Here is a 19018-nt window from a genome sequence, read left to right as displayed (position 1 = left end):
GTTTTCCACGCTACGACGCTAATAAGTAGTACGGCTTATCGCGGCCATGGGCCGCTCCTACAGGGCAGCGCTGCTTTTGTAGGAGCGGCCCATGGCCGCGATAGCACAGCTGCTCTATCAGACGCCCGCCCACGACCGCGATAGCTCTCTACCTCAGCGGCCCCGTCCGAAAACGGCCAGTCGCCGCTACCTGGCGGTGCTAACCTGCCGCCATGAACGCCTTCCCCGATATACCCGCCTTCGAACGCGCCCGCCTGGCGCGGGACCCGCGTTTCGATGGCCTGTTCTACACCGCGGTGCTCACCACCGGCATCTACTGCCGACCGGTGTGCCCGGCGCAACCGCCACGCCCGGAAAACGTCAGCTACTACCCCAGCGCCGCGGCCGCCGAGGCCGCCGGCTATCGCCCCTGCCTGAGATGCCGCCCGGAACTCTCCCCTGCCGGCGGCCACTGGCAACGCGGTGACGCCACCCTGGCGCGTGCCCTGCGACTGATGGACGAAGGCCTGGAGGAAGGCGGTCTGCCCGCCCTCGCCGCCCGCCTCGATCTCAGCGAACGCCAGTTGCGCCGGCTGTTCGTCGAGCGCCTGGGCGCCGCGCCCCTGGCGGTGCTCACCACCCGCCGGCTGCTGTTCGCCAAGCAATTGCTCAGCGAGACCCGGCTGCCGATCACCGAGGTGGCCCTGGCCGCCGGCTTCGGCAGTCTCAGACGCTTCAACACCGCCTTTCGCGATGCCTACGACCTGGCCCCCAGCCAGGTGCGCAAGGGCCAGGCCGCGGCTTCGCCGGTGCTGGTCCTGCGCCTGGCCTATCGTCCGCCCTATGATTTTGCCGCCCAGCTGGATTTCCTTCGCGGTCACGCCCTGCCCGGAGTGGAGGTGCTGGACGACACCAGCTACGCCCGGGTGATTGGCACGCCCGAACAGCCGGGCTGGCTGCGCGTCTCGGTCTGGGATGACGACACGCCGGCGCTGCGCCTGGAATTGCACGGTGCCGCACCCGGCGAACTGCAGGCGGCAGTGGCACGCATCCGCCGCATGTTCGATCTGGACGCCGATCCCGAAGCCATCGCCCAGGGCCTTTCCGTCGACCCGACCCTGGCCGAACTGGTGGCGCGCCGGCCCGGACTGCGCCTGCCCAGCGGCTGGGATGGCTTCGAGATCGCCGTGCGCGCCGTCATCGGCCAGCAGGTCAGCGTGGTGGCGGCCACCACCATGACCGCCCGGGTGGTGCAGCGCTTCGGGCGGCCCTGGGGCGAGCCCGGCCACGAGGCCAGTCGTCCGCCAGCCGGTCTGCACCACTTCTTTCCCACGGTGGAGGCCCTGGCCGATGCCGCCCTGGAAGACCTCACCGGCCTCGGCCTGATCCGCGCCCGCGCCGGTACCCTCGGCACGGTGGCCCGGGCCTTGCGTACCGGCGAGGTGGACTTCGACACCGGGCGCACCCTGGACGACTTTGCCCGGCGCTGGATCGCGCTCAAGGGCATAGGTCCCTGGACCGCCCAGTACATCGCCCTGCGCGCCCTCGCCCATCCCGATGCCTGTCCGGTGGAAGACCTGGTGTTGCAGAAACGCCTGGCGCCGCCCGGCGAGCGCCTGACCGCCAAGGCCCTGTACGCCCGCGCCGAAGCCTGGCGACCCTGGCGCGCCTACGGGGTGATGCAGGTCTGGCGCGAGGCCACCTGGAAGGCACCTGCCGACGCCCCCGCCGAACCCGTACCCACCCGTCTCGCCAAGGAGTCGCCCCGATGATCGCCTACTGCCTGCTGGACAGCCCCATAGGAACGCTTACCCTGGCCGCCGACGACAGTGGCCTGCGCGTGGTGGAGTTTCCCGAGAATCGCTACCTGGCCAAGCGCGATGCCAGCTGGAGCGCCGCCGACCATCCGATCCTCGACCTGGCCCGCGCGCAGCTCGGCGAGTATTTCGCCGGCCAGCGTCAGACCTTCGAGCTGCCGCTGGCACCGCGCGGCACCCCCTTCCAGCTGGCGGTCTGGCAGGCCCTGGCGGAGATCCCTCACGGCCAGACCTGGAGCTATGGTCAGCTCGCCAGCCACCTAGGGCGGCCCCAGGCGATGCGCGCGGTGGGCGCCGCCAACGGGCGCAATCCGTTGCCCATCGTGCTGCCCTGCCACCGGGTGATAGGGGCGTCCGGCGCCCTGACCGGCTTTGGTGGCGGCCTGCCGACCAAGCAATTCCTGTTGGAACTGGAAGGCGCCTTGCCAGCGCCGCGGGATCTCTTCGCGGCGTCCTAGCCCGCCACCGCGCCAGAACCTGGCTGATAAAAGGCTCTAGCATGCGCCTTCCAGCGCTTGAGTCGGTGCACTTCTGTAGCGCAAACTGGAATTTTCCATTCGCAAGGATGCGATGCGATGTCCAGCTCAGCCAACGCCCCGACCTTCACCCTGACGCTGGACGGCGTCGCCCACGATTTCCAGGTGCTCGCCTTCGACGGCCACGAAGCCATCGGCCAGCCCTATCGCTTCCAGCTCGAGCTGGTCAGCGAGCGCCCGGACTGGCCGCTGGAGTCACTGTTGCAGCGCTCCGCCTTTCTCGCCCTGGGTGCAGGTGACCGGGGCATCCACGGCCAGCTCGCCGCCGTGGCCCAGGGCGATTCCGGTCGACGCCTGACCCGCTATCGCGCCGAGCTGGTGCCACGCCTGGCCCAGTTGGCTCACCGCGTCAATTCCCGCCTCTTCCAGGGGCGCAGCGTCCCCGAGATCCTCGCGCAGCTCCTCGAGGAGCACGGCATCCTCGATGGCGACTATCGCTTCGCCCTGGGACCGACGCGCTATCCGCCGCGCGCCTACTGCGTACAGTACGGAGAGAGCGATCTGGCCTTTCTCACCCGGCTCTGCGAGGAAGAGGGCCTGCACTTTCACCACCAGCATCGTCGCGACGGTCATGTGCTGGTCTTTGGCGATGACGCCACCAGCTTTGCGCAGCTGGGCGCCACCCGCTATCGGCCCGGCAGCGGCCTGGTGGCGGACGAGCCCGCGATCAGTCACCTGGCGGTCGCGCTGCAGATCCGCAGCAGCGCCAGCCTCCTGCGCGCTCATGATCCGCTGCAACCTCGGCTGCGCCTGCAGAGCAGTACGGACGCCGCGGCCCAGCCCGCGCTGGAGGACTATGGCTTTCCCGGGCGCTTCACCGATCGCGCACGCGGGCAGCGCCTGAGCAGCCGGCGCCTGGAACGTCTGAGAGGCGACGCCCTCCAGGCCCAGGGCACGAGCGACCAGCCCAGCCTGGTGAGCGGGCACTTCCTGCCGCTGGAACAGCATCCGCGCGCCGACTGGAATCAGCTCTGGCTGTTGACCGAGATCCAGCACCAGGGCCGGCAGCCGCAGGTCCTCGAGGAAGACGTTGCCGACCGGATCCCGGCCGACGGCTTCGCCCAGGGCTATCGCAACAGCTTTGTCGCGCGGCCGTGGGCGCTGCCCTTCCGCCTGCCCCTGCGCCATCCCAAACCCCGGCTGCTGGGCGCCCAGAGCGCCGTGGTCACCGGACCGACCGGCGAGGAAATACACTGCGATGCCCTGGGCCGAATCAAGGTGCAATTCCACTGGGATCGCGAAGGCCAGGCGGATGAGCACAGCAGTTGCTGGCTGCGGGTCGCCAGCGGCTGGGCCGGTAACGGCCACGGCGCCCTGAGCCTGCCGCGGATCGGCATGGAGGTACTGGTCGGCTTTCTCGAAGGCGATCCCGATCAGCCGCTGGTGATCGGCTGCCTGTACCACGCCGAGCAGCGGCCGCCGCTGGAACCGCCCAGGGACCAGACCCGCAGCACCTTCAAGACGCTGAGCAGCCCCGGGGGCCACGGCTACAACGAAATTCGCAGCGAGGATCGCCAGGGCCAGGAGGAAATCCATGTGCATGCCCAGCGCGACTGGGACGAACGCATCGGCCATGACCACCGCAGCGAGATCGGCCACGAGCGCCATCAGCGCATCCGGGGCAACAGCTACAGCGCCTTCCACGCCGAGGAACACCGCATCACCCGGGGCGAACGCCGCACCGAGGTGCGCGCCGACGACCACCTGGACATAAACACGAGTCAGCATCTGCGGCTGGACGGCAGCCTGCTGGTCGAGGCCGGTAGCGAGATCCGGCTGCACAGTGGCCAGAAGATCGTCCTGGAAGCCGGCGCCCGCCTCACCCTCAGGACCGGCGGCAGCTTTGTGCAGCTGGATGCCGGCGGGGTCACCCTGGCTGGCCCGAGCATCCGGGTGAATCCCTGAGCGCGTGCCGAATCGCGGACACAAAAAAGCCACGCCTGGGCGTGGCTTTTCGGATTACCGCAACAGGACTCAGTCTTCCAGCAACTCGCCGGCCACCGCCAGGACATTGTCCAGGGTGAAGCCGAAGTGCTCGAACAGCGCCGCCGCCGGAGCGGATTCGCCGTAGGTGTGCATGCCGATGATACGACCGTCGAGACCGACGTACTTGTACCAGAAGTCGGCGATGCCGGCCTCGATGGCGATGCGCGCGCCGACTTCCACCGGCAGGACCTGCTGACGGTACTCGGGGCTCTGGCGGTCGAAGACGCTGGTGCTGGGCATGGAGACCACGCGCACCTGGCGACCTTCGGCGGTCAGGCGGTCATAGGCCTGCACCGCCAGGCCGACTTCGGAGCCGGTGGCGATGAGGATCAGCTCGGGTTCGCCGTTGCAGTCCTTGAGCACGTAGCCGCCACGGGCGGCGTTGCCCAGGGTGGCGGCGTCACGCACGCTGTGGGTCAGGTTCTGGCGCGAGAAGATCAGCGCGCTGGGACCGTCGCGACGCTCCAGGGCCGAGGTCCAGGCGATGGCGGATTCCACGGCGTCGGCCGGACGCCAGGTGTCCAGGTTGGGGGTGTAGCGCAGCGAGGCCAGCTGCTCCACCGGCTGGTGGGTGGGGCCGTCTTCGCCGAGACCGATGGAGTCGTGGGTGAAGACATAGAGCACCCGCTGCTTCATCAGTGCCGACATGCGCACCGCGTTGCGGGCGTATTCCATGAACATCAGGAAGGTGGCGCCGTAGGGCACCAGGCCGCCGTGCAGGGCGACGCCGTTCATGATGGCGCTCATGCCGAATTCACGCACGCCGTAGTGGACATAGTTGCCGCTGGCGTCTTCGGCGGTGACGCCCTGGGCGCCCTTCCACAGGGTCAGGTTGGAGCCGGCCAGGTCGGCGGAACCGCCGAGCAGCTCGGGTAGCAGCGGACCAAAGAACTGCAGGGCGTTCTGGCTGGCCTTGCGGCTGGCGATGGTCTCGCCCTTGCTGGCGACGTCCTGGATGAAGGCGGCGGCGCGCTCGGCGAAATCGGCGGGCAGGTCACCGGCCATGCGGCGCTTGAATTCGGCGGCCAGTTGCGGATGGGCCTGGGCGTAGGCGGCGAACCGCTCGTTCCACTCGGCCTCGGCGGCGGCGCCGCGCTCCTTGGCGCTCCACTCGGCATAGATGTCGGCGGGAATCTCGAAGGGCGCATGGGCCCAGCCGAGCAGCTCGCGCGCGGCCTGGATCTCGTCGTTGCCCAGCGGCGCGCCGTGGCACTCTTCCTTGCCCTGCTTGTGCGGTGCGCCGTAGCCGATCACGGTCTTGCAGCAGATCAGGGTGGGCTTGTCGCTCTTGCGCGCGGTGTCCAGGGCGGTCTGGATCTCGTCGGCGTCATGGCCGTCGACGTTGCGGATCACCTGCCAGCCGTAGCTCTCGAAGCGCTTGGGGGTGTCGTCGGTGAACCAGCCTTCGACCTCGCCATCGATGGAGATGCCGTTGTCGTCGTAGAAGGCGATCAGCTTGGACAGGCCCAGGGTGCCGGCCAGGGAGCAGACCTCGTGGGAGATGCCTTCCATCATGCAGCCATCGCCGAGGAAGGCGTAGGTGTGGTGGTCGACGATCCGGTGGCCGTCACGGTTGAACTGGGCGGCCATGACCTTTTCCGCCAGGGCGAAGCCCACGGCGTTGGCGATGCCCTGACCCAGGGGGCCGGTGGTGGTCTCGATACCCGGGGCGTAGCCGTATTCGGGGTGGCCCGGGGTCTTGCTGTGCAGCTGCCGGAAATTCTTCAGGTCGTCGATGGACAGGTCGTAGCCGGACAGGTGCAGCAGCGAATAGATGAGCATGGAGCCGTGGCCATTGGACAGCACGAAGCGGTCGCGGTCGGCCCACAGGGGATTGCCAGGGTTGTGCTTGAGCTGATCGTGCCAGAGCACCTCGGCGATGTCGGCCATGCCCATGGGGGCGCCGGGGTGGCCACTGTTGGCCTTTTGCACGGCATCCATGCTGAGGGCGCGGATGGCGTTGGCTCGATCACGACGGCTGGGCATTGCGGTGTCTCCTGGCAGAGGCAGAGCGAAGGGGCCGTTATTCTGGCCCAGCCAGGGCACTTCCAGCAATCGGCGCGGTCGCCTCAGCCCGCCGGGCAGACCGTGGCGCCGTCGACCACGAAGGCGCGTGCCACCGGTTCGATGCGCCTGGCCAGGGTCGCCAGGGCCTGGCGGTGCGCCGCCACGACCTCGGCATAGGAGCCGCCGGCGGGCTGGCTGATCCGGCTGCCACAGGTGAGCACCCGCTCCCCGCCCGGTTCGGCCAGGCGCAGGGTCCAGAGCGCGTCCTGCTGGACGCCACGCCCAGGCTGCGAATCGAAGCGCTGCAGATCCACCTTGATGCGCAGCACCGGGGCGCCGCTGCCGCGCGGGGCATCGCCCAGGTCCAGGGTACCGAGGTCCCGGGACAGGTCGGCGGACAGGGCGCTGCGCACCTCGTCGGCCAGGGGCGCGATCCAGCGTTCGTTTTCCAGCAGGGCGATGCCGTCGCCCTGGCGGACCACCAGTTGCGGCTGATCCACCTGCGGCGGGACCGAGACGCCTTGCAGGGCGAAGCGGAAATTCGCGGTGCGCGCCTGGGACGCGGGTTCCGCGGCGCTGGTCAGGGTGTGGTAGTTGAGCGGCGCCTTGGACGAACAGGCGGCCAGCAGCAGGGGCAGAGCCAGGCAGGTCAGGCGCTTCATTGCAGTTTTCCTTTGGCGGGATCGCGGGAGCCCGGCTCGAACTTGGGCGGCGGATCGGTCACCAGACCGCGGATCAGGGATTCCGGATGGCGGCCGAGGTAGTCGCCGAACACGCGCAGGGAACGCGCCATGCGCTGCATCTCTTCGAGGGTCTGGGTCAGATTCTGCTGCACCGGCGAATCGGCGCCCAGGCTCTGGCTGGCGCTGCCGGTGAGCTGCTGCACGCCCATCAGGGTGGTGGTCAGTTGCGGCAGGACCCCGGCGTTGAGCTGCTTGAGGGTGCCGCTGAGCTGCGCCAGGCTGGTGTCGAGATTCTTGCCGATGGAATCGAAGGGAATCTTGTCGATCTTGTTGACGATGCCGGCCATCTGCTCCTGCAGGCGATCGAAGCTGCCGGTGACGGTGGGGATCGACAGCGGCTTGGCCTGGGGATCGAAGGCCACCTTGGGCGCATTGGGCACGAAGTCGACGGAAATGTAGAGCTGGCCGGTCAGCAGGTTGCCGGTGCGGGCCTGGGCGCGCAGACCACGGGCCACCCAGCCGGCGAACAGCTTGCCGTCGCGGTCCTTGGTCTCGATGCGCTTGCCGACGTCACCCAGCCGCTGGGGATAGATGACCGCGCCGACGATCAGCGAGAAGCGATCCTGGCTGTCCTCGTAGTCGGGGGTCAGGGACACCACCCGGCCGACGTTCATGCCGAGGAATTCCACCGGTGCTCCGGTCGACAGCCCGCGCAGCGACTGCTGGAATCTCATCCGTACATAGAAGGGCTCGCCATCCGGCGGGGCCAGGGCGCTGGTCTGGTCGTCGAACAGGGTGAAACTCTGGTCTTCCTGGGCCTCCTGCGGATCCTTCGGCCATTCGGGGGTGACGAAGGCGATGCCGCCCGCCACCACCGTGGCCAGCGACTGGGTATTGAGCTTGAGCCCGGAGGCGCTGAGCGAGACATCGACCCCGCTGGCGTTCCAGAAGCGGCTGTTGGCGGTGACGAAGCGGTCGTAGGGCGAATCGATGAAGACCTGGGCGCTGACGCCCTTGCCATCCGGATTGAGGTGGAAGGACACCACCCGGCCGACCTGGATGCGCCGGTAATAGACCGGCGAGCCGACGTCCAGCGAGCCGATGTCGTCGGCGGTGACGATGAATCTTTTGCCCGAGGCCCCGTGGATCAGCGCCGGCGGCTGCTCCAGACCGCGGAAGTCGCGATGGGATTCGCTGGAATCGCCGATGTCGGCGCCGATGAAGGCGCCCGACACCAGAGTGTCGACCCCAGAGACGCCATTGACGCCGAAGCGCGGACGCACCACCCAGAAGCGGGCGTCCTTGGTGGCGAAGCCCTCGGCGGACTTTTCCAGCTCGATGGTGGTGATCACCCGGTTGCGATCCGGCGCCAGCTGGATGTCGCTGACGGTGCCGATCACCACGTTCTTGTACTTGACCTGGGTCTTGCCGGCTTCCAGGCCCTCGGCGGTGAGAAAGGTCACCGTGATGGTCGGACCGCGCGAGGCCCAGCTGTGGATCACCATGGACAGCCCGATCAGGGCCGCCACGATGGGCACCAGCCAGATCAGCGATACGCTCCAGCGACTGCGGCGTACCTCGGGGGTAGGCGCCAGGGCGTCGGGTTCATGCCTGTCCGTCATCGTTCACCTCTGCATCCCAGATCAAGCGGGGATCGAAACTCATCGCGGCGAGCATCGTCAGCACCACCACGAAACCAAAGAACACGATACCCAGGCGCGGCGCCGCCGAACTCAGGGCACCGAAGTGCACCAGCGCCGAGACCAGGGCCACCACGATCACGTCGAGCATCGACCAGTAGCCGATCAGCTCGACGAAGCGATAGAGCCGGGCACGCTGGGCGGTGGCCCAGTCGCTGCGGCGCTGGCAGGTCACCAGCAGGGTGCCGAGCACCAGAAACTTGATGGAGGGCACCGCCACGCTGGCGATGAAGATCACCAGGGCGACGCCCCAGGAGCCGTTCTCCCAGAATTCGATCACCCCTTCGAGGATGGTGCTTTCCGTACCGCGGCCCAGGGTACCGGTGAACATCACCGGCAGGGTATTGGCCGGGATATAGAGGATCAGCGCGGCGAGCAGATAGGCCCAGGTCTTGGCATAGACGTTCGGCTTGCGCCGGTGCAGCGCCGAGCCGCAGCGCGGACAGCCGGCCTTGTGCCGGCGTGGCGCGCTGCAGACCTTGCCGCAGACGTGGCAGAGGCACAGGCCGAGTTCGTCGGCGCGCGGCGGCAGCTGGGGCGCGGTCACGGCTCGCGCTCCCCGACGGCGTCCCACAGCGGGTGCAGGTCGCGCTTGGCGATGATCAGCAGGACCACCATCAGCCCGACCATGCCGAACAGCCCCAGGCCCACCACCACGTGCAGCAGCCCGGCGAGCTTGATCACCGCCACCAGGGCGCCGAGCACGAAGACCTCGATCATGCTCCAGGGCCGCAGGTAATGCAGGGTGACCATGGCCGTGGCGAAGCCGGGCGCGCGGCGGCCGAGCTGGGCGAAGCCGAGCACCCAGAGCAGCAGGACGATCTGCAGCAGCGGCACCACGAACAGGGTCATGGCCACCACCAGCGCCATGGGTCCGGCGAAGCCGCGACTCATGGCGACCACCGATTCCAGCAGGGTCGCCTCGCTGTGCAGGCCGCGAAAGCTGAGTTGCAGGATCGGCCCGACATTGGCGATCACGAACAGCACCGCCGCGGCGATCGCCAGCGCCAGCAGACCCTGGATATCCAGCCGGCTGGCGCGATAGAGCAAGGCGCCACAGCGCAGACAATGCGCCCGCTCACCCACCGCGAGGGGTTCGAGGCGATGCACCGAATCGCAGTGCTCGCAGATCACCAGGCGCGTGCCGGCAGCAGGCGCGGAAGGAGATGGTGGCTGGACGGACATGGGTTACCCGGTGACGCTCCTGGAAGGGGGCTGCAGGTTGGACGCGCGAGGCTCGCGGTCGTTACCGCAACGCCGCGAAGACCGCTGAGCAAAAGGCCCGGGCATCTTACCTTCCTCGGCGAAGGTATGCGCGGCCAGCCGCTGCGGACAAGTATCAAAACTTTTTGATGCTTTTCTTGCGAGGCCCGGGACGGGTCTCTAGACTAGCGCCCCATGAATCCCCTACGCGTGCCGGCGCTCGGCCAGGAACCAGGAGACACCCTCGCCGCCCTGTGCAAGGCCGGTGGCGATCCCCTGCGCCTGAACGTCCTGCGCGCCCTGCACAGCGCCTCCTTCGGCGTGCTGGAACTGGCACAGATCTTCGCCACCGGCCAGTCCGGCATCAGCCACCACCTCAAGGTGCTGGCCCAGGCGCAGCTGGTGGCCACCCGCCGCGAGGGCAATGCCATCTTCTATCGCCGCGCCCTGCCGCGTCCCGGCAGCCTGGGAGGCGCCCTGCACGCCGCCCTGCTCGAAGAGGTGGACAGCCTGGCCCTGCCCGGCGCCGTGCAGACGCGGATCGGCGAGGTGCATGCCCAGCGCGCGGCGGTGAGTCGCGACTTCTTCGCCCGGGTGGCGGAAAAATTCCAGGCCCAGCAGGACCTCATCGCCAGTCTGCCGCAGTATCGCGACGGCCTGCTCAGCCTGCTGGACGCCCTGGCCCTGGATCCGCGCGGCTGCGCCCTGGAAGTGGGCCCGGGCGACGGCGCCTTCCTGCCGGACCTGGCGCGGCGCTTCGCCCGGGTGGTGGCGGTGGACAACAGCCCGGCCATGCTCGAACTGGCGCGTCAGCGCTGCCAGCGCGACGGTCTCGCCCATGTCGAACTGCAACTGGCCGACGCCCTCGCCGAGCCGCTGCCCGCGGCCGACTGCGTGGTCCTCAACATGGTCCTGCACCATCTGGCCGCACCGGCGGAAGCCCTGCAGCAACTGGCCCGGCGCGTGGCGCCGGGTGGCAGCCTGGTGATCACCGACCTCTGCCCCCACGACCAGACCTGGGCACGCGCGGCCTGTGGCGATCTCTGGCTCGGCTTCGACCAGGACGAACTGGCGCGCTGGGCCCAGGCCGCCGGCCTGCAGGCGGGCGAAAGCCTCTACCTGGGCCTGCGCAACGGCTTTCAGATCCAGGTGCGTCAGTTCGCGCGCCCGGATCAGGGAAACACCCCGTCATGAGGCCAACCGGCCAGTGGCGGGCGGACCCGACGCTCAAGGGCGTCATGTCCAGCAAGGAAACTGCTGTCTCGACCGGCCTGCGGGCCCCTACCCCCTGGTAATTTAGGAACCATTCGATGAGCGAATATTCCCTGTTCACCTCCGAGTCCGTGTCCGAAGGCCATCCGGACAAGATCGCCGACCAGATCTCCGATGCCGTGCTCGACGCCATCATCACCCAGGACAAGCACGCCCGCGTGGCCTGCGAGACCCTGGTCAAGACCGGTGTGGCCATTGTCGCCGGTGAGGTCACCACTTCCGCCTGGGTCGACCTGGAGCAACTGGTGCGCGACGTCATCGTCGACATCGGCTACGACAGCTCGGACGTGGGCTTCGACGGCGCCACCTGCGGCATCGTCAACATCATCGGCAAGCAGTCGGTGGATATCGCCCAGGGCGTCGATCGCAGCAAGCCGGAAGACCAGGGCGCCGGCGACCAGGGCCTGATGTTCGGCTATGCCTGCAACGAGACCGATGTACTGATGCCCGCGCCCATCACCTTCTCCCACCGCCTGGTGGAGCGTCAGGCCGAGGCACGCAAGTCGGGCCTGCTGCCCTGGCTGCGTCCGGACGCCAAGTCCCAGGTGACCTGCCGCTACGAAGGCGGCAAGGTGGTCGGCATCGACGCCATCGTGCTGTCCACCCAGCACAATCCCGAGGTCAAGTACGCCGACCTGCGCGAAGCCGTGATGGAGCTGATCGTCAAGCACGTCATCCCCGCCGAGCTGCTGCACAAGGACACCCAGTTCCACATCAACCCGACCGGCCAGTTCATCATTGGCGGCCCGGTGGGTGACTGCGGTCTGACCGGCCGCAAGATCATCGTCGACAGCTACGGCGGCATGGCCCGTCACGGCGGTGGCGCCTTCTCCGGCAAGGACCCGTCCAAGGTCGACCGCAGCGCCGCCTACGCCGGTCGCTACGTGGCCAAGAACATCGTCGCCGCCGGCCTGGCCGATCGTTGCGAGATCCAGGTGTCCTACGCCATCGGCGTGGCCCAGCCCACCTCCATCTCGATCAACACCTTCGGCACCGCCAAGATCAGCGACGAGAAGATCGTGCAGCTGGTGCGCGAGCATTTCGACCTGCGCCCCTACGCCATCACCACCATGCTCGACCTGCTGCACCCGATGTACCAGGCCACCGCGGCCTATGGTCACTTCGGCCGCCACCCGCAGGAAGTCACCGTGGGCGACGACACCTTCACCACCTTCACCTGGGAACGCACCGACCGCGCCGCCGCCCTGCGCGCCGCCGCCGGCCTGTAACCCGCCTCCCGGCAAACAGCCCCGCCACCGCTGGTGCCGGGGCTTTTTTCTGGGTCTGCACGCGGGATCCCAGCGCTTTCTTGCGCCAGTCCACAGCCTGGCACGCGCGATGCAACCTCTGGGCATCTGATGGTCAGAATGCCTCGTCTTCCCCAGGAGTCTGCTTATCCATGTGGCTGTTCATCACCAACTTCGGCGATTCTTCGGTGATGCTTCCCTGCGCCGTGCTGATCGCGCTCTGGCTGCTGGCCGGTCTGTCCGCACGGGCGGCACTGCTCTGGCTGCTGCTGTTTGGTGCCGCCGGGCTCAGCGTTGCCCTGTCGAAGATCGCCTTCTTCGGCTGGGGCCTGGGCATCCCCCGCCTGGACTTCACCGGCTTCAGCGGCCACTCCATGCTGGTTGGCAGCGTGCTGCCGGTCCTCGGCTGGCTGCTGGCCAGCCGGGCGCGGCCGTCGCTGCGGCTGAGCGCAGCCGCCCTCGGCGCGCTCTGTGCCCTGCTCATCGCCGTCTCGCGGGTGGTGCTGGGCTATCACTCGATCTCGGAAGTGGTGACCGGCCTGCCCATCGGCTATGCCGCCAGCGGCAGCCTGCTGTGGCTGCTGCGGGGCCAGGAGGTCAACCTCAGACCGCGCCAGGCCGCGCTGGGCGCCAGCCTGCTGCTGTTGCCCCTGTTGCTGCTGCATGGCACCAACGCCCCGACGCAACGGGTGCTGGAGCGGTTGGCGGTGAAATTCGCCGACGAGCAGAAGCCCTGGACCCGCGCCCATCAGCGTGCCGGCGTGGCACCGCTGCAGAACTGAGCAAGGCCCAGCACCTGCAATAGACGGCCCGCGGCTGGCGAATACCCAGCGGACTCCTAGACTGGCAGAAGCCCCGACGTTCCCGGGGTGAACGCCAGGGCCTTTCGGCCCCTCCTAGTTAAGTCAGTCCTTGCCGCCGAGTCGTCCGCATGCGCTACTGCCTCCCCCTTGTCTGCAGCCTGGTGCTTACCGGGCTGCCCGCGTCACCCGTGGCGGCTGCCGAGCCCTTGCGGCTCTATACCTGGGAAGGCTACTTCAGCGACACCCTGCTGCAGCGCTGGGCCAAGGCCCATCCCACCGTGCAGGAAATCCATTTCGACAGCAGTGACGTGCGCGACGCGACCCTGGCGCGCGGCGATGTCGATCTCGACCTGGTGGTGATCAACGAGGTCAGCGCCACCCGCCTCGGCCAGGACGGCCTGCTGACCCGCATCGACCCTCAGCGCCTGCCGCATCTGCGCGAGCTCGATCCGCGCTGGCGCCAGAGTTGCGGCGACTATGCCGTGCCCTACGTCTGGGGCACCCTGGGTCTGCTCTATCGCAGCGATCGCCTGGCCCAGGCGCCTTCTTCCTGGCAGCCGCTGCTGCAGCCGGAGCCGGCCCTGCACGGTCGTATCGCCATGCTCGAAGACCACGACGATCTGCTGGTCGCCCCCCTGATCACCCTGGGCGCCGCCATCAACAGCGACGATCCCGAGCTGCTCCGACGCAGCTTCGCCCTGCTCAAGGCTCAGGCCCCGGCGGTGCTGACCTATCAGTACGTGGTCAGCGCCCTGCACAATCCGGCCTACAGCGATCGCATCGAGCTGGCCCTGGGCTACAGCGGCGACCAGCACCTGCTCAATGCCGCGACCCCCGGACAGCCCTGGCGCTTCGTCACGCCCCGCGAAGGCAGCCTGCTATGGGTGGACTGCGTGGCCCTGCTCAGCAACTCCCGGCACCAGGCGGCCGCCTGGCGCTTCATTGATTTCCTAAACGAGCCGCGCAATGCCGTGCTGGCGACCGAGGAACTGTACCTGGCGACCCCCAACGCCGGCGCCCTGCGCCTGCTGCCGGCAGACCTGCGCCAGGATCCCAGCCTGTTCCCCCCCGACGACGTGCTTGCCCGCAGCCAGGTCTTTCGTGAAGGTCCACCCGACACCTTCCAGACCCGGCAACGCATCGGCAGCGCTCTGGTAGGTCGCCATGACGCTCAATAGGCGCGCCCTGCTGCTGATCCTGCCGGTCGCCCTGCTCTGCAGCCTGACCCTGGTGGGGCTGGGCTACACCGTGCAGCGCGAGGCGGTGATCGGCCTCGAACGTTCGCGGCTCAACCACGACCTGGCGGCGCTGGAAACCACCTATCGCGAGTACGACCACTTCAGCCGCAACCTGCTCTATGCCCTGTCCAACAGCGCCGCCCTGGGCAATTTCCTGCGGCAGACCGAGGTGCCCTATCGCAACGAAGCCCTGGGTACCCAGCTGCAACTGGCGGTGCGCCAGCTGGCCGGCGACGATGCACCCAGCCACATCTCCCTGGCGATCGCCCGCCCCGATCTCAGCCTGGCCTACTACTACGAGCGCAGCGGCGATCCCTTCGCCCAGTTGAGCGGCGTCCAGCGCCAGTTGCTCGCACGCCTGGCGCGGGAGCCGAACGGTCCGCTGGAACGACGCGACTATCTGCTCGACGAGCAGGGGCGTTCACTGCTGGTGGCGACCACCTCGCTGCTGCCGAGCACCGCCGGACCACCCCTGCCGGGACAGCGCGGCCTGGCGATGACACTGCAGCTGGCGGTCAGCCCGGACCGGATGGAGGCCCTGCGCCGCAGTCTGGAACAGAGCTATGGCGCCCCCCTGGAATTCAGCCGGACACCGCCTACCCGCACCCGCGACTTCAGTGCCATCGAGCGGCTGTCGCCTGATCTCTATGTACGCCTGACCCCGGACCCGGGACGCCTGGACAAGGAGTTGCGCCGCCTGGCGATCGCCTACTTCAGCGGCGGCCTGCTGGTGACCCTGGCCTGCATCCTGGTGCTGATCGTGCTGATCCGCCGCTACATCACCCGGCCCATCGCCCGCCTGGACAGCCAGCTCACGGAAGTCCTGGAAGGCCAGCGCCAGGCGCTCGAAACCGGCGACGAACCCGGCGAGATCGGTCACCTGGGTGCCAACATGAAGCGCCTGCACGACAACAACCTGGCCATCCTGGCGCAATTGCGCACGGCCTTGCGCACCGACGTCCTCACCCAGATCGGCAACCGCCGCTATTTCCAGCTCATGGGCGAATCCTGGCTGGCGGGCAAGCCGGACGGTCGTCGTATCGCCCTGCTCTATTTCGGCCTGGACCATTTCAAGTCGGTGAACGACAGATTCAGCCACGAGGTGGGCGATGAACTGCTGCAGGCCGTCGCCCGGCAGACCCAGCAACAGTTTGAGGCCTATCAGGCAGACAACGAGCTGGTGTTTACCCGCCTGGCGGGCGATGAATTCGCCATCCTGCTACGTGGCCCGGCAGCGGCGACCGATGCCCTCGCCCTGGGCCAGCAGCTGCAGCAGAACCATGACAACGGCACCCTGGTGGGCGAACGCCGCTATGCGGTGACCCTGAGCATCGGCCTGGCGACCCCCGAGGCGCCGCTGGACCTGGCCGACCTGCTGGCCCAGGCCGATCTGGCCCTGGAGCGGGCCAAGAACGAAGGCGGCAATCGCCTGGTGCATTTCACTCCGGAGCTGGCCGCGCGCCAGCGCCGCCAGGATCTGCTGGACGAATACCTGCGGCACCTCAACCCGGACGAGGAGTTTCACCTGGTCTACATGCCGGCGGTCGACAGTGCCGGCCAGGTACGCTCCGCCGAGACCCTGCTGCGCTGGAATTCGCCCCGCCTCGGCGCAGTGTCACCTGCGGAGTTCATCCCCATCGCCGAGCGCCAGGGACATTTCCGCTGGATCGATCGCTGGGTCGTGGACCAGGCCTGCCGCGAATATCCCGCGCTGCAAGAGGTACTGGGTACCGACCTGGTGCTGTCCGTCAACCTGTCTTCCGCGCAACTGGATCAGGCCGACATCGTGCCCTATCTGCGCGAGCGGGTGCGCCACCACGGCGTCGATCCGGCCCACCTGGAACTGGAATTCACCGAGACCTTCGCCGCCGAGTTGAACGAGCGGACCCTGGGACTGCTGCACGAATTGCGCGCCGAGGGCTTTCGCGTGGCCATCGACGATTTCGGCGTGGGCTACACCTCCATCCAGCAGGTCACCGACTATCCCGCCGACACCATCAAGTTTGACCGGCTCATCGTCGAGCGCCTCAGCCAACCCGGCAACCAGGCCAGCCTGGTTGCGCTCATCGCCTTCTGCCATGCCCGCGATGCCCAGGTGATCGCCGAGGGCGTGGACACCGAACTCAAGCAGCTCTGCCTGGAACAGGCCGGGTGCGATCTCCTGCAGGGTTTTCTGGTGTGCCCGCCGCGGCGTCTGGACGAGTTGCGCGACTGGCAGCGCCAGCGCCTGGGCGATCCCAGCCGGGTCTAGGGATAACGCTCACTGGCGCAAGGTCAGCGAGCGCTACCAGGTGGAGCTGCGCTTAGAAGTCCAGCGACAGGCCCAGGCCCACGCCCTGCTGGTGGGTATCGCCCGCACCGGCATAGCTGTAGCCGCCGCGCAGGGTCAGCTCCGGCGTCAGCCGCTGGACCACGCCCAGACTCAGGCGGGTGCGGTCGCTGTCGGGCTGGTAGCCGTCCAGGGTGTAGTCCAGACCCGGCACGCTGTTCAGGCGCATGGTCACATCGCGAGTGCCGTCGGCGAATTCCCGCTCGCGGCCCAGATCGGCGAACAGCGCCGTGGCCGGTGCGAGTTGCCAGCGGCTCTGCAGGCCCAGCCCCAGTCGCCGCGAGGTGCTCGACTGGTCGTCGAATTCCAGCGCCGTGGCGTCGTTGCCGCGCTCCCGGTAGCCGTCCACCTGGACACGGGCATAGTCGGCGCTGAGATAGGGACTCAGGTGCCAGGGACTGCCGGCCGCTGCCAGGTCGTACCCCAGGCGCGCCGAGAGGGCGCGCAGATCGCCGTCGGTATCGCCCTGCTCGCTGCGGGTGGTCGGGCCAAGCGCAAAGCGCCGGCTGAGGTCGTCGTAGTCCAGCCGTCCGCCGGTGGCGGTGAGATCGCCCCAGAGGCGCTCGCCCTGGTACTGGGCGAAGGCGCTGAGCAGATAGCTGTTGAGGCGATAGTCGGAATCGGCCGCACCGGGTTCCAGGTGTTGCCGTGCGACCCCGGCGGCGACACCGAGGCGCCATTCCTCGCTGAGTCGATAGCTGCCGCCCAGGTCCAGGCTGTAGCCGTTGCCATCGCCGCCGGCAGTGCTGCGCTGGTCGTCGACGTCCAGGCGCCGCGCGCTGGTATCCACATAGCCCTGCCAGCGTCCCACCGGCTGCCAGGCATGCCAGTCGCCCAGCCAGCGCTGGTGCAGGCCGTCCTGATGCGCCCTGAGGGTGGACTGGGCCATCTCCGGCAGCAGGGTGACCTCCCAGGGTGCGGCCAGCAGCGAATAGGCGTAGTCGGCGATCAGCCGCTGCCCGGTGATGGTCGGGTGGACGCGATCGTTGAACAGCAGCTGGCTGGGATCGGCCGCCGCCGCGCCCAGGCCATAGGTTGCATTGCGGGTGCAGCTGTCGCCGCTGAAGCAGGTGCCGGTCAGATTCTGCCCGCTGGCCAGGCCATAGCGTCCCGGTTCGGCCACCACCTCGGCCAGCAGCTGGGGCACGTTGAGGCCGATGATCTGGGCGTCGATGCCGGCCAGGCGCGCCACCAGCGCCTGGTTGTAGACCCGGCTCAGGGCCGAGCTGGCCGCCTGTTGCGGCGAACCGGCCAGGGCCGGGGTCTGGCCGATGTCGGGCAGCAGCCAGACCACCATGTAGCGGGCGCCGGCCTGCTGCAGCGCAGCGACGCCGTCACCCAGGCGATTGGCCGCGGCTGCCGCGGTGGCCGGCGAGGTGACCAGTCCCTGGAGGAAGTCGTTACCCCCGCCGCTGATGTAGAACAGGGTATTGGGATCCAGACTCAGGCCCTGGCTGGCAAGTCCGGGCAGGTAGCCGTCCCGGCTGCGCAGGGTCAGGCCACCCACCGCCACCACCGAGCCGTTGCGAGCGGTGATGGAGTCGCGGATCTGCGCCGTGGTGTAGCCGCCCGTGGCCCAGTTGTCGCCATCGCTCAGGCCGATCCGCTGATTGATCAGCGAGGTGGAGGCGTCCAGGGTACGGACATCGAAGCCCAGTTGCTGGCCGAGCAGCATCGAGGACACCGGTCCGGTCACCGCGCCGCTGGCCGGGCTGTAGCCCGGCCCGACACGGTTGGTGAATCTGAGGCTGGCACCATTGACCCCGGTGTCGGGAAACTGCCCGGCATCGAGCAGGCTGTCGCCGAACACGGTGAAGCCACTGTAGGGATTGGGAGCCGCCTGGGCGGTTGCCGCGAGCGCCGTGGCCAGGGCGATGGCCAGCGGCAGGCGTTGCCGGAGAAAAGATGTCATGCCTGCATCCTTGATTGTTGTTATCGGAGCACGCGTCAGGGCGTGTAGCCCCACGCTAGACGGTTTTTGTGACGTTGTATCTGGGTGTGAACAAAAACTTGCAGGACGTTCATGCCGTCTGGACGGCATGCCAGACGGCTGTCGATAGTTCGACCAGGGCGGCCCGCCATGACCGTCGAGTCTGCTGATCAACCAGTGGCAGCGCTCATGGGGGTGCTGACGCTGAGCGCCCGCTGGGATAGCCCCCTTTCCCTCTGGGAGAGGGTTGGGGTGAGGGCTCTCTGGCGGCGAACCCCAGTGGAAAAG

Annotated in this window: 14 protein-coding genes; 8 read left to right on the top strand and 6 right to left on the bottom strand. The window is 68.3% G+C overall.

Annotation, left to right across the window (positions count from 1 at the left end):
* Positions 1-212: 212 nt before the first annotated feature.
* From PVZ72_RS08165 to tssI, 3 genes are all read left to right on the top strand, one after another.
* On the top strand, positions 213-1751 hold the full coding sequence (locus PVZ72_RS08165) for a DNA-3-methyladenine glycosylase 2 (RefSeq protein ID WP_273861656.1): 1539 nt from the start codon (positions 213-215) through the stop codon (positions 1749-1751).
* Positions 1748-2254 (top strand): methylated-DNA--[protein]-cysteine S-methyltransferase, encoded by a 507-nt coding sequence (locus PVZ72_RS08160; protein ID WP_133860516.1) that lies wholly within the window; start codon positions 1748-1750, stop codon positions 2252-2254. The genes PVZ72_RS08165 and PVZ72_RS08160 overlap by 4 nt, the downstream gene beginning before the upstream one ends.
* 117 nt (positions 2255-2371) lie before the next feature.
* On the top strand, positions 2372-4237 hold the full coding sequence (tssI, locus tag PVZ72_RS08155; protein ID WP_273861655.1) for a type VI secretion system Vgr family protein: 1866 nt from the start codon (positions 2372-2374) through the stop codon (positions 4235-4237).
* Between the two features lie 69 nt (positions 4238-4306).
* Here the strand turns inward: tssI and tkt are convergent, their stop codons facing one another.
* The 5 genes from tkt to PVZ72_RS08130 all read right to left on the bottom strand — a co-directional run bounded on the left by tkt (position 4307) and on the right by PVZ72_RS08130 (position 9893).
* Positions 4307-6304, bottom strand: coding sequence for a transketolase (tkt, locus tag PVZ72_RS08150; RefSeq protein ID WP_133860515.1), 1998 nt, complete (start codon positions 6302-6304; stop codon positions 4307-4309).
* Positions 6305-6387: 83 nt separating this feature from the next.
* Complete coding sequence (locus PVZ72_RS08145; protein ID WP_273861654.1) at positions 6388-6987, bottom strand: PqiC family protein; 600 nt, start codon at positions 6985-6987, stop codon at positions 6388-6390.
* Positions 6984-8630 (bottom strand): PqiB family protein, encoded by a 1647-nt coding sequence (locus PVZ72_RS08140; RefSeq protein ID WP_133860513.1) that lies wholly within the window; start codon positions 8628-8630, stop codon positions 6984-6986. Before PVZ72_RS08140 ends, PVZ72_RS08145 begins: the two co-directional genes overlap by 4 nt.
* Complete coding sequence (locus tag PVZ72_RS08135; RefSeq protein WP_133860512.1) at positions 8614-9255, bottom strand: paraquat-inducible protein A; 642 nt, start codon at positions 9253-9255, stop codon at positions 8614-8616. The genes PVZ72_RS08140 and PVZ72_RS08135 overlap by 17 nt, the downstream gene beginning before the upstream one ends.
* Positions 9252-9893 (bottom strand): paraquat-inducible protein A, encoded by a 642-nt coding sequence (locus PVZ72_RS08130; protein WP_133860511.1) that lies wholly within the window; start codon positions 9891-9893, stop codon positions 9252-9254. The genes PVZ72_RS08135 and PVZ72_RS08130 overlap by 4 nt, the downstream gene beginning before the upstream one ends.
* A 213-nt stretch (positions 9894-10106) precedes the next feature.
* On the opposite strand from PVZ72_RS08130, the gene PVZ72_RS08125 reads away from it, so the two are divergent.
* The 5 genes from PVZ72_RS08125 to PVZ72_RS08105 all read left to right on the top strand — a co-directional run bounded on the left by PVZ72_RS08125 (position 10107) and on the right by PVZ72_RS08105 (position 16722).
* A complete protein-coding gene (locus tag PVZ72_RS08125) occupies positions 10107-11105 on the top strand; it encodes an ArsR/SmtB family transcription factor (protein ID WP_133860510.1) in 999 nt (332 codons plus the stop codon).
* 116 nt (positions 11106-11221) lie between these two features.
* Positions 11222-12412: a methionine adenosyltransferase gene (metK, locus tag PVZ72_RS08120; protein ID WP_064307819.1), complete on the top strand. Its 1191-nt coding sequence runs from the start codon at positions 11222-11224 to the stop codon at positions 12410-12412.
* A gap of 170 nt (positions 12413-12582) precedes the next feature.
* Complete coding sequence (locus PVZ72_RS08115) at positions 12583-13212, top strand: phosphatase PAP2 family protein (protein WP_133860509.1); 630 nt, start codon at positions 12583-12585, stop codon at positions 13210-13212.
* A gap of 149 nt (positions 13213-13361) precedes the next feature.
* Positions 13362-14411, top strand: coding sequence for a polyamine ABC transporter substrate-binding protein (locus PVZ72_RS08110; RefSeq protein ID WP_273861653.1), 1050 nt, complete (start codon positions 13362-13364; stop codon positions 14409-14411).
* Positions 14398-16722, top strand: coding sequence for a putative bifunctional diguanylate cyclase/phosphodiesterase (locus PVZ72_RS08105; protein ID WP_273861652.1), 2325 nt, complete (start codon positions 14398-14400; stop codon positions 16720-16722). The genes PVZ72_RS08110 and PVZ72_RS08105 overlap by 14 nt, the downstream gene beginning before the upstream one ends.
* Positions 16723-16774: 52 nt before the next feature.
* Here PVZ72_RS08105 and PVZ72_RS08100 read toward each other — a convergent pair whose 3' ends face one another.
* Entirely contained in the window at positions 16775-18712 is a 1938-nt protein-coding gene (locus PVZ72_RS08100; protein ID WP_273861651.1) for an autotransporter domain-containing SGNH/GDSL hydrolase family protein, read from the bottom strand.
* Positions 18713-19018 lie beyond the last annotated feature (306 nt).

It is taken from the genome of Pseudomonas sp. LA5, assembly GCF_028640825.1.
Lineage (GTDB): Bacteria > Pseudomonadota > Gammaproteobacteria > Pseudomonadales > Pseudomonadaceae > Chryseomonas > Chryseomonas aestiva.
Note: the sequence above shows the minus strand (reverse complement) of the source record. Positions and strands in the feature narration are given on the sequence as shown.

What these genes read in the sequence shown, in the direction of transcription:
- PVZ72_RS08165 (WP_273861656.1), top strand. Translation starts at nt 213, where the DNA reads ATGAACGCCTTCCCCGATATACCCGCCTTCGAACGCGCCCGCCTGGCG.
- PVZ72_RS08160 (WP_133860516.1), top strand. Translation starts at nt 1,748, where the DNA reads ATGATCGCCTACTGCCTGCTGGACAGCCCCATAGGAACGCTTACCCTG.
- tssI (WP_273861655.1), top strand. Translation starts at nt 2,372, where the DNA reads ATGTCCAGCTCAGCCAACGCCCCGACCTTCACCCTGACGCTGGACGGC.
- tkt (WP_133860515.1), bottom strand. Translation starts at nt 6,304, where the DNA reads ATGCCCAGCCGTCGTGATCGAGCCAACGCCATCCGCGCCCTCAGCATG.
- PVZ72_RS08145 (WP_273861654.1), bottom strand. Translation starts at nt 6,987, where the DNA reads ATGAAGCGCCTGACCTGCCTGGCTCTGCCCCTGCTGCTGGCCGCCTGT.
- PVZ72_RS08140 (WP_133860513.1), bottom strand. Translation starts at nt 8,630, where the DNA reads ATGACGGACAGGCATGAACCCGACGCCCTGGCGCCTACCCCCGAGGTA.
- PVZ72_RS08130 (WP_133860511.1), bottom strand. Translation starts at nt 9,893, where the DNA reads ATGTCCGTCCAGCCACCATCTCCTTCCGCGCCTGCTGCCGGCACGCGC.
- PVZ72_RS08125 (WP_133860510.1), top strand. Translation starts at nt 10,107, where the DNA reads ATGAATCCCCTACGCGTGCCGGCGCTCGGCCAGGAACCAGGAGACACC.
- metK (WP_064307819.1), top strand. Translation starts at nt 11,222, where the DNA reads ATGAGCGAATATTCCCTGTTCACCTCCGAGTCCGTGTCCGAAGGCCAT.
- PVZ72_RS08115 (WP_133860509.1), top strand. Translation starts at nt 12,583, where the DNA reads ATGTGGCTGTTCATCACCAACTTCGGCGATTCTTCGGTGATGCTTCCC.
- PVZ72_RS08110 (WP_273861653.1), top strand. Translation starts at nt 13,362, where the DNA reads ATGCGCTACTGCCTCCCCCTTGTCTGCAGCCTGGTGCTTACCGGGCTG.
- PVZ72_RS08105 (WP_273861652.1), top strand. Translation starts at nt 14,398, where the DNA reads ATGACGCTCAATAGGCGCGCCCTGCTGCTGATCCTGCCGGTCGCCCTG.
- PVZ72_RS08100 (WP_273861651.1), bottom strand. Translation starts at nt 18,712, where the DNA reads ATGACATCTTTTCTCCGGCAACGCCTGCCGCTGGCCATCGCCCTGGCC.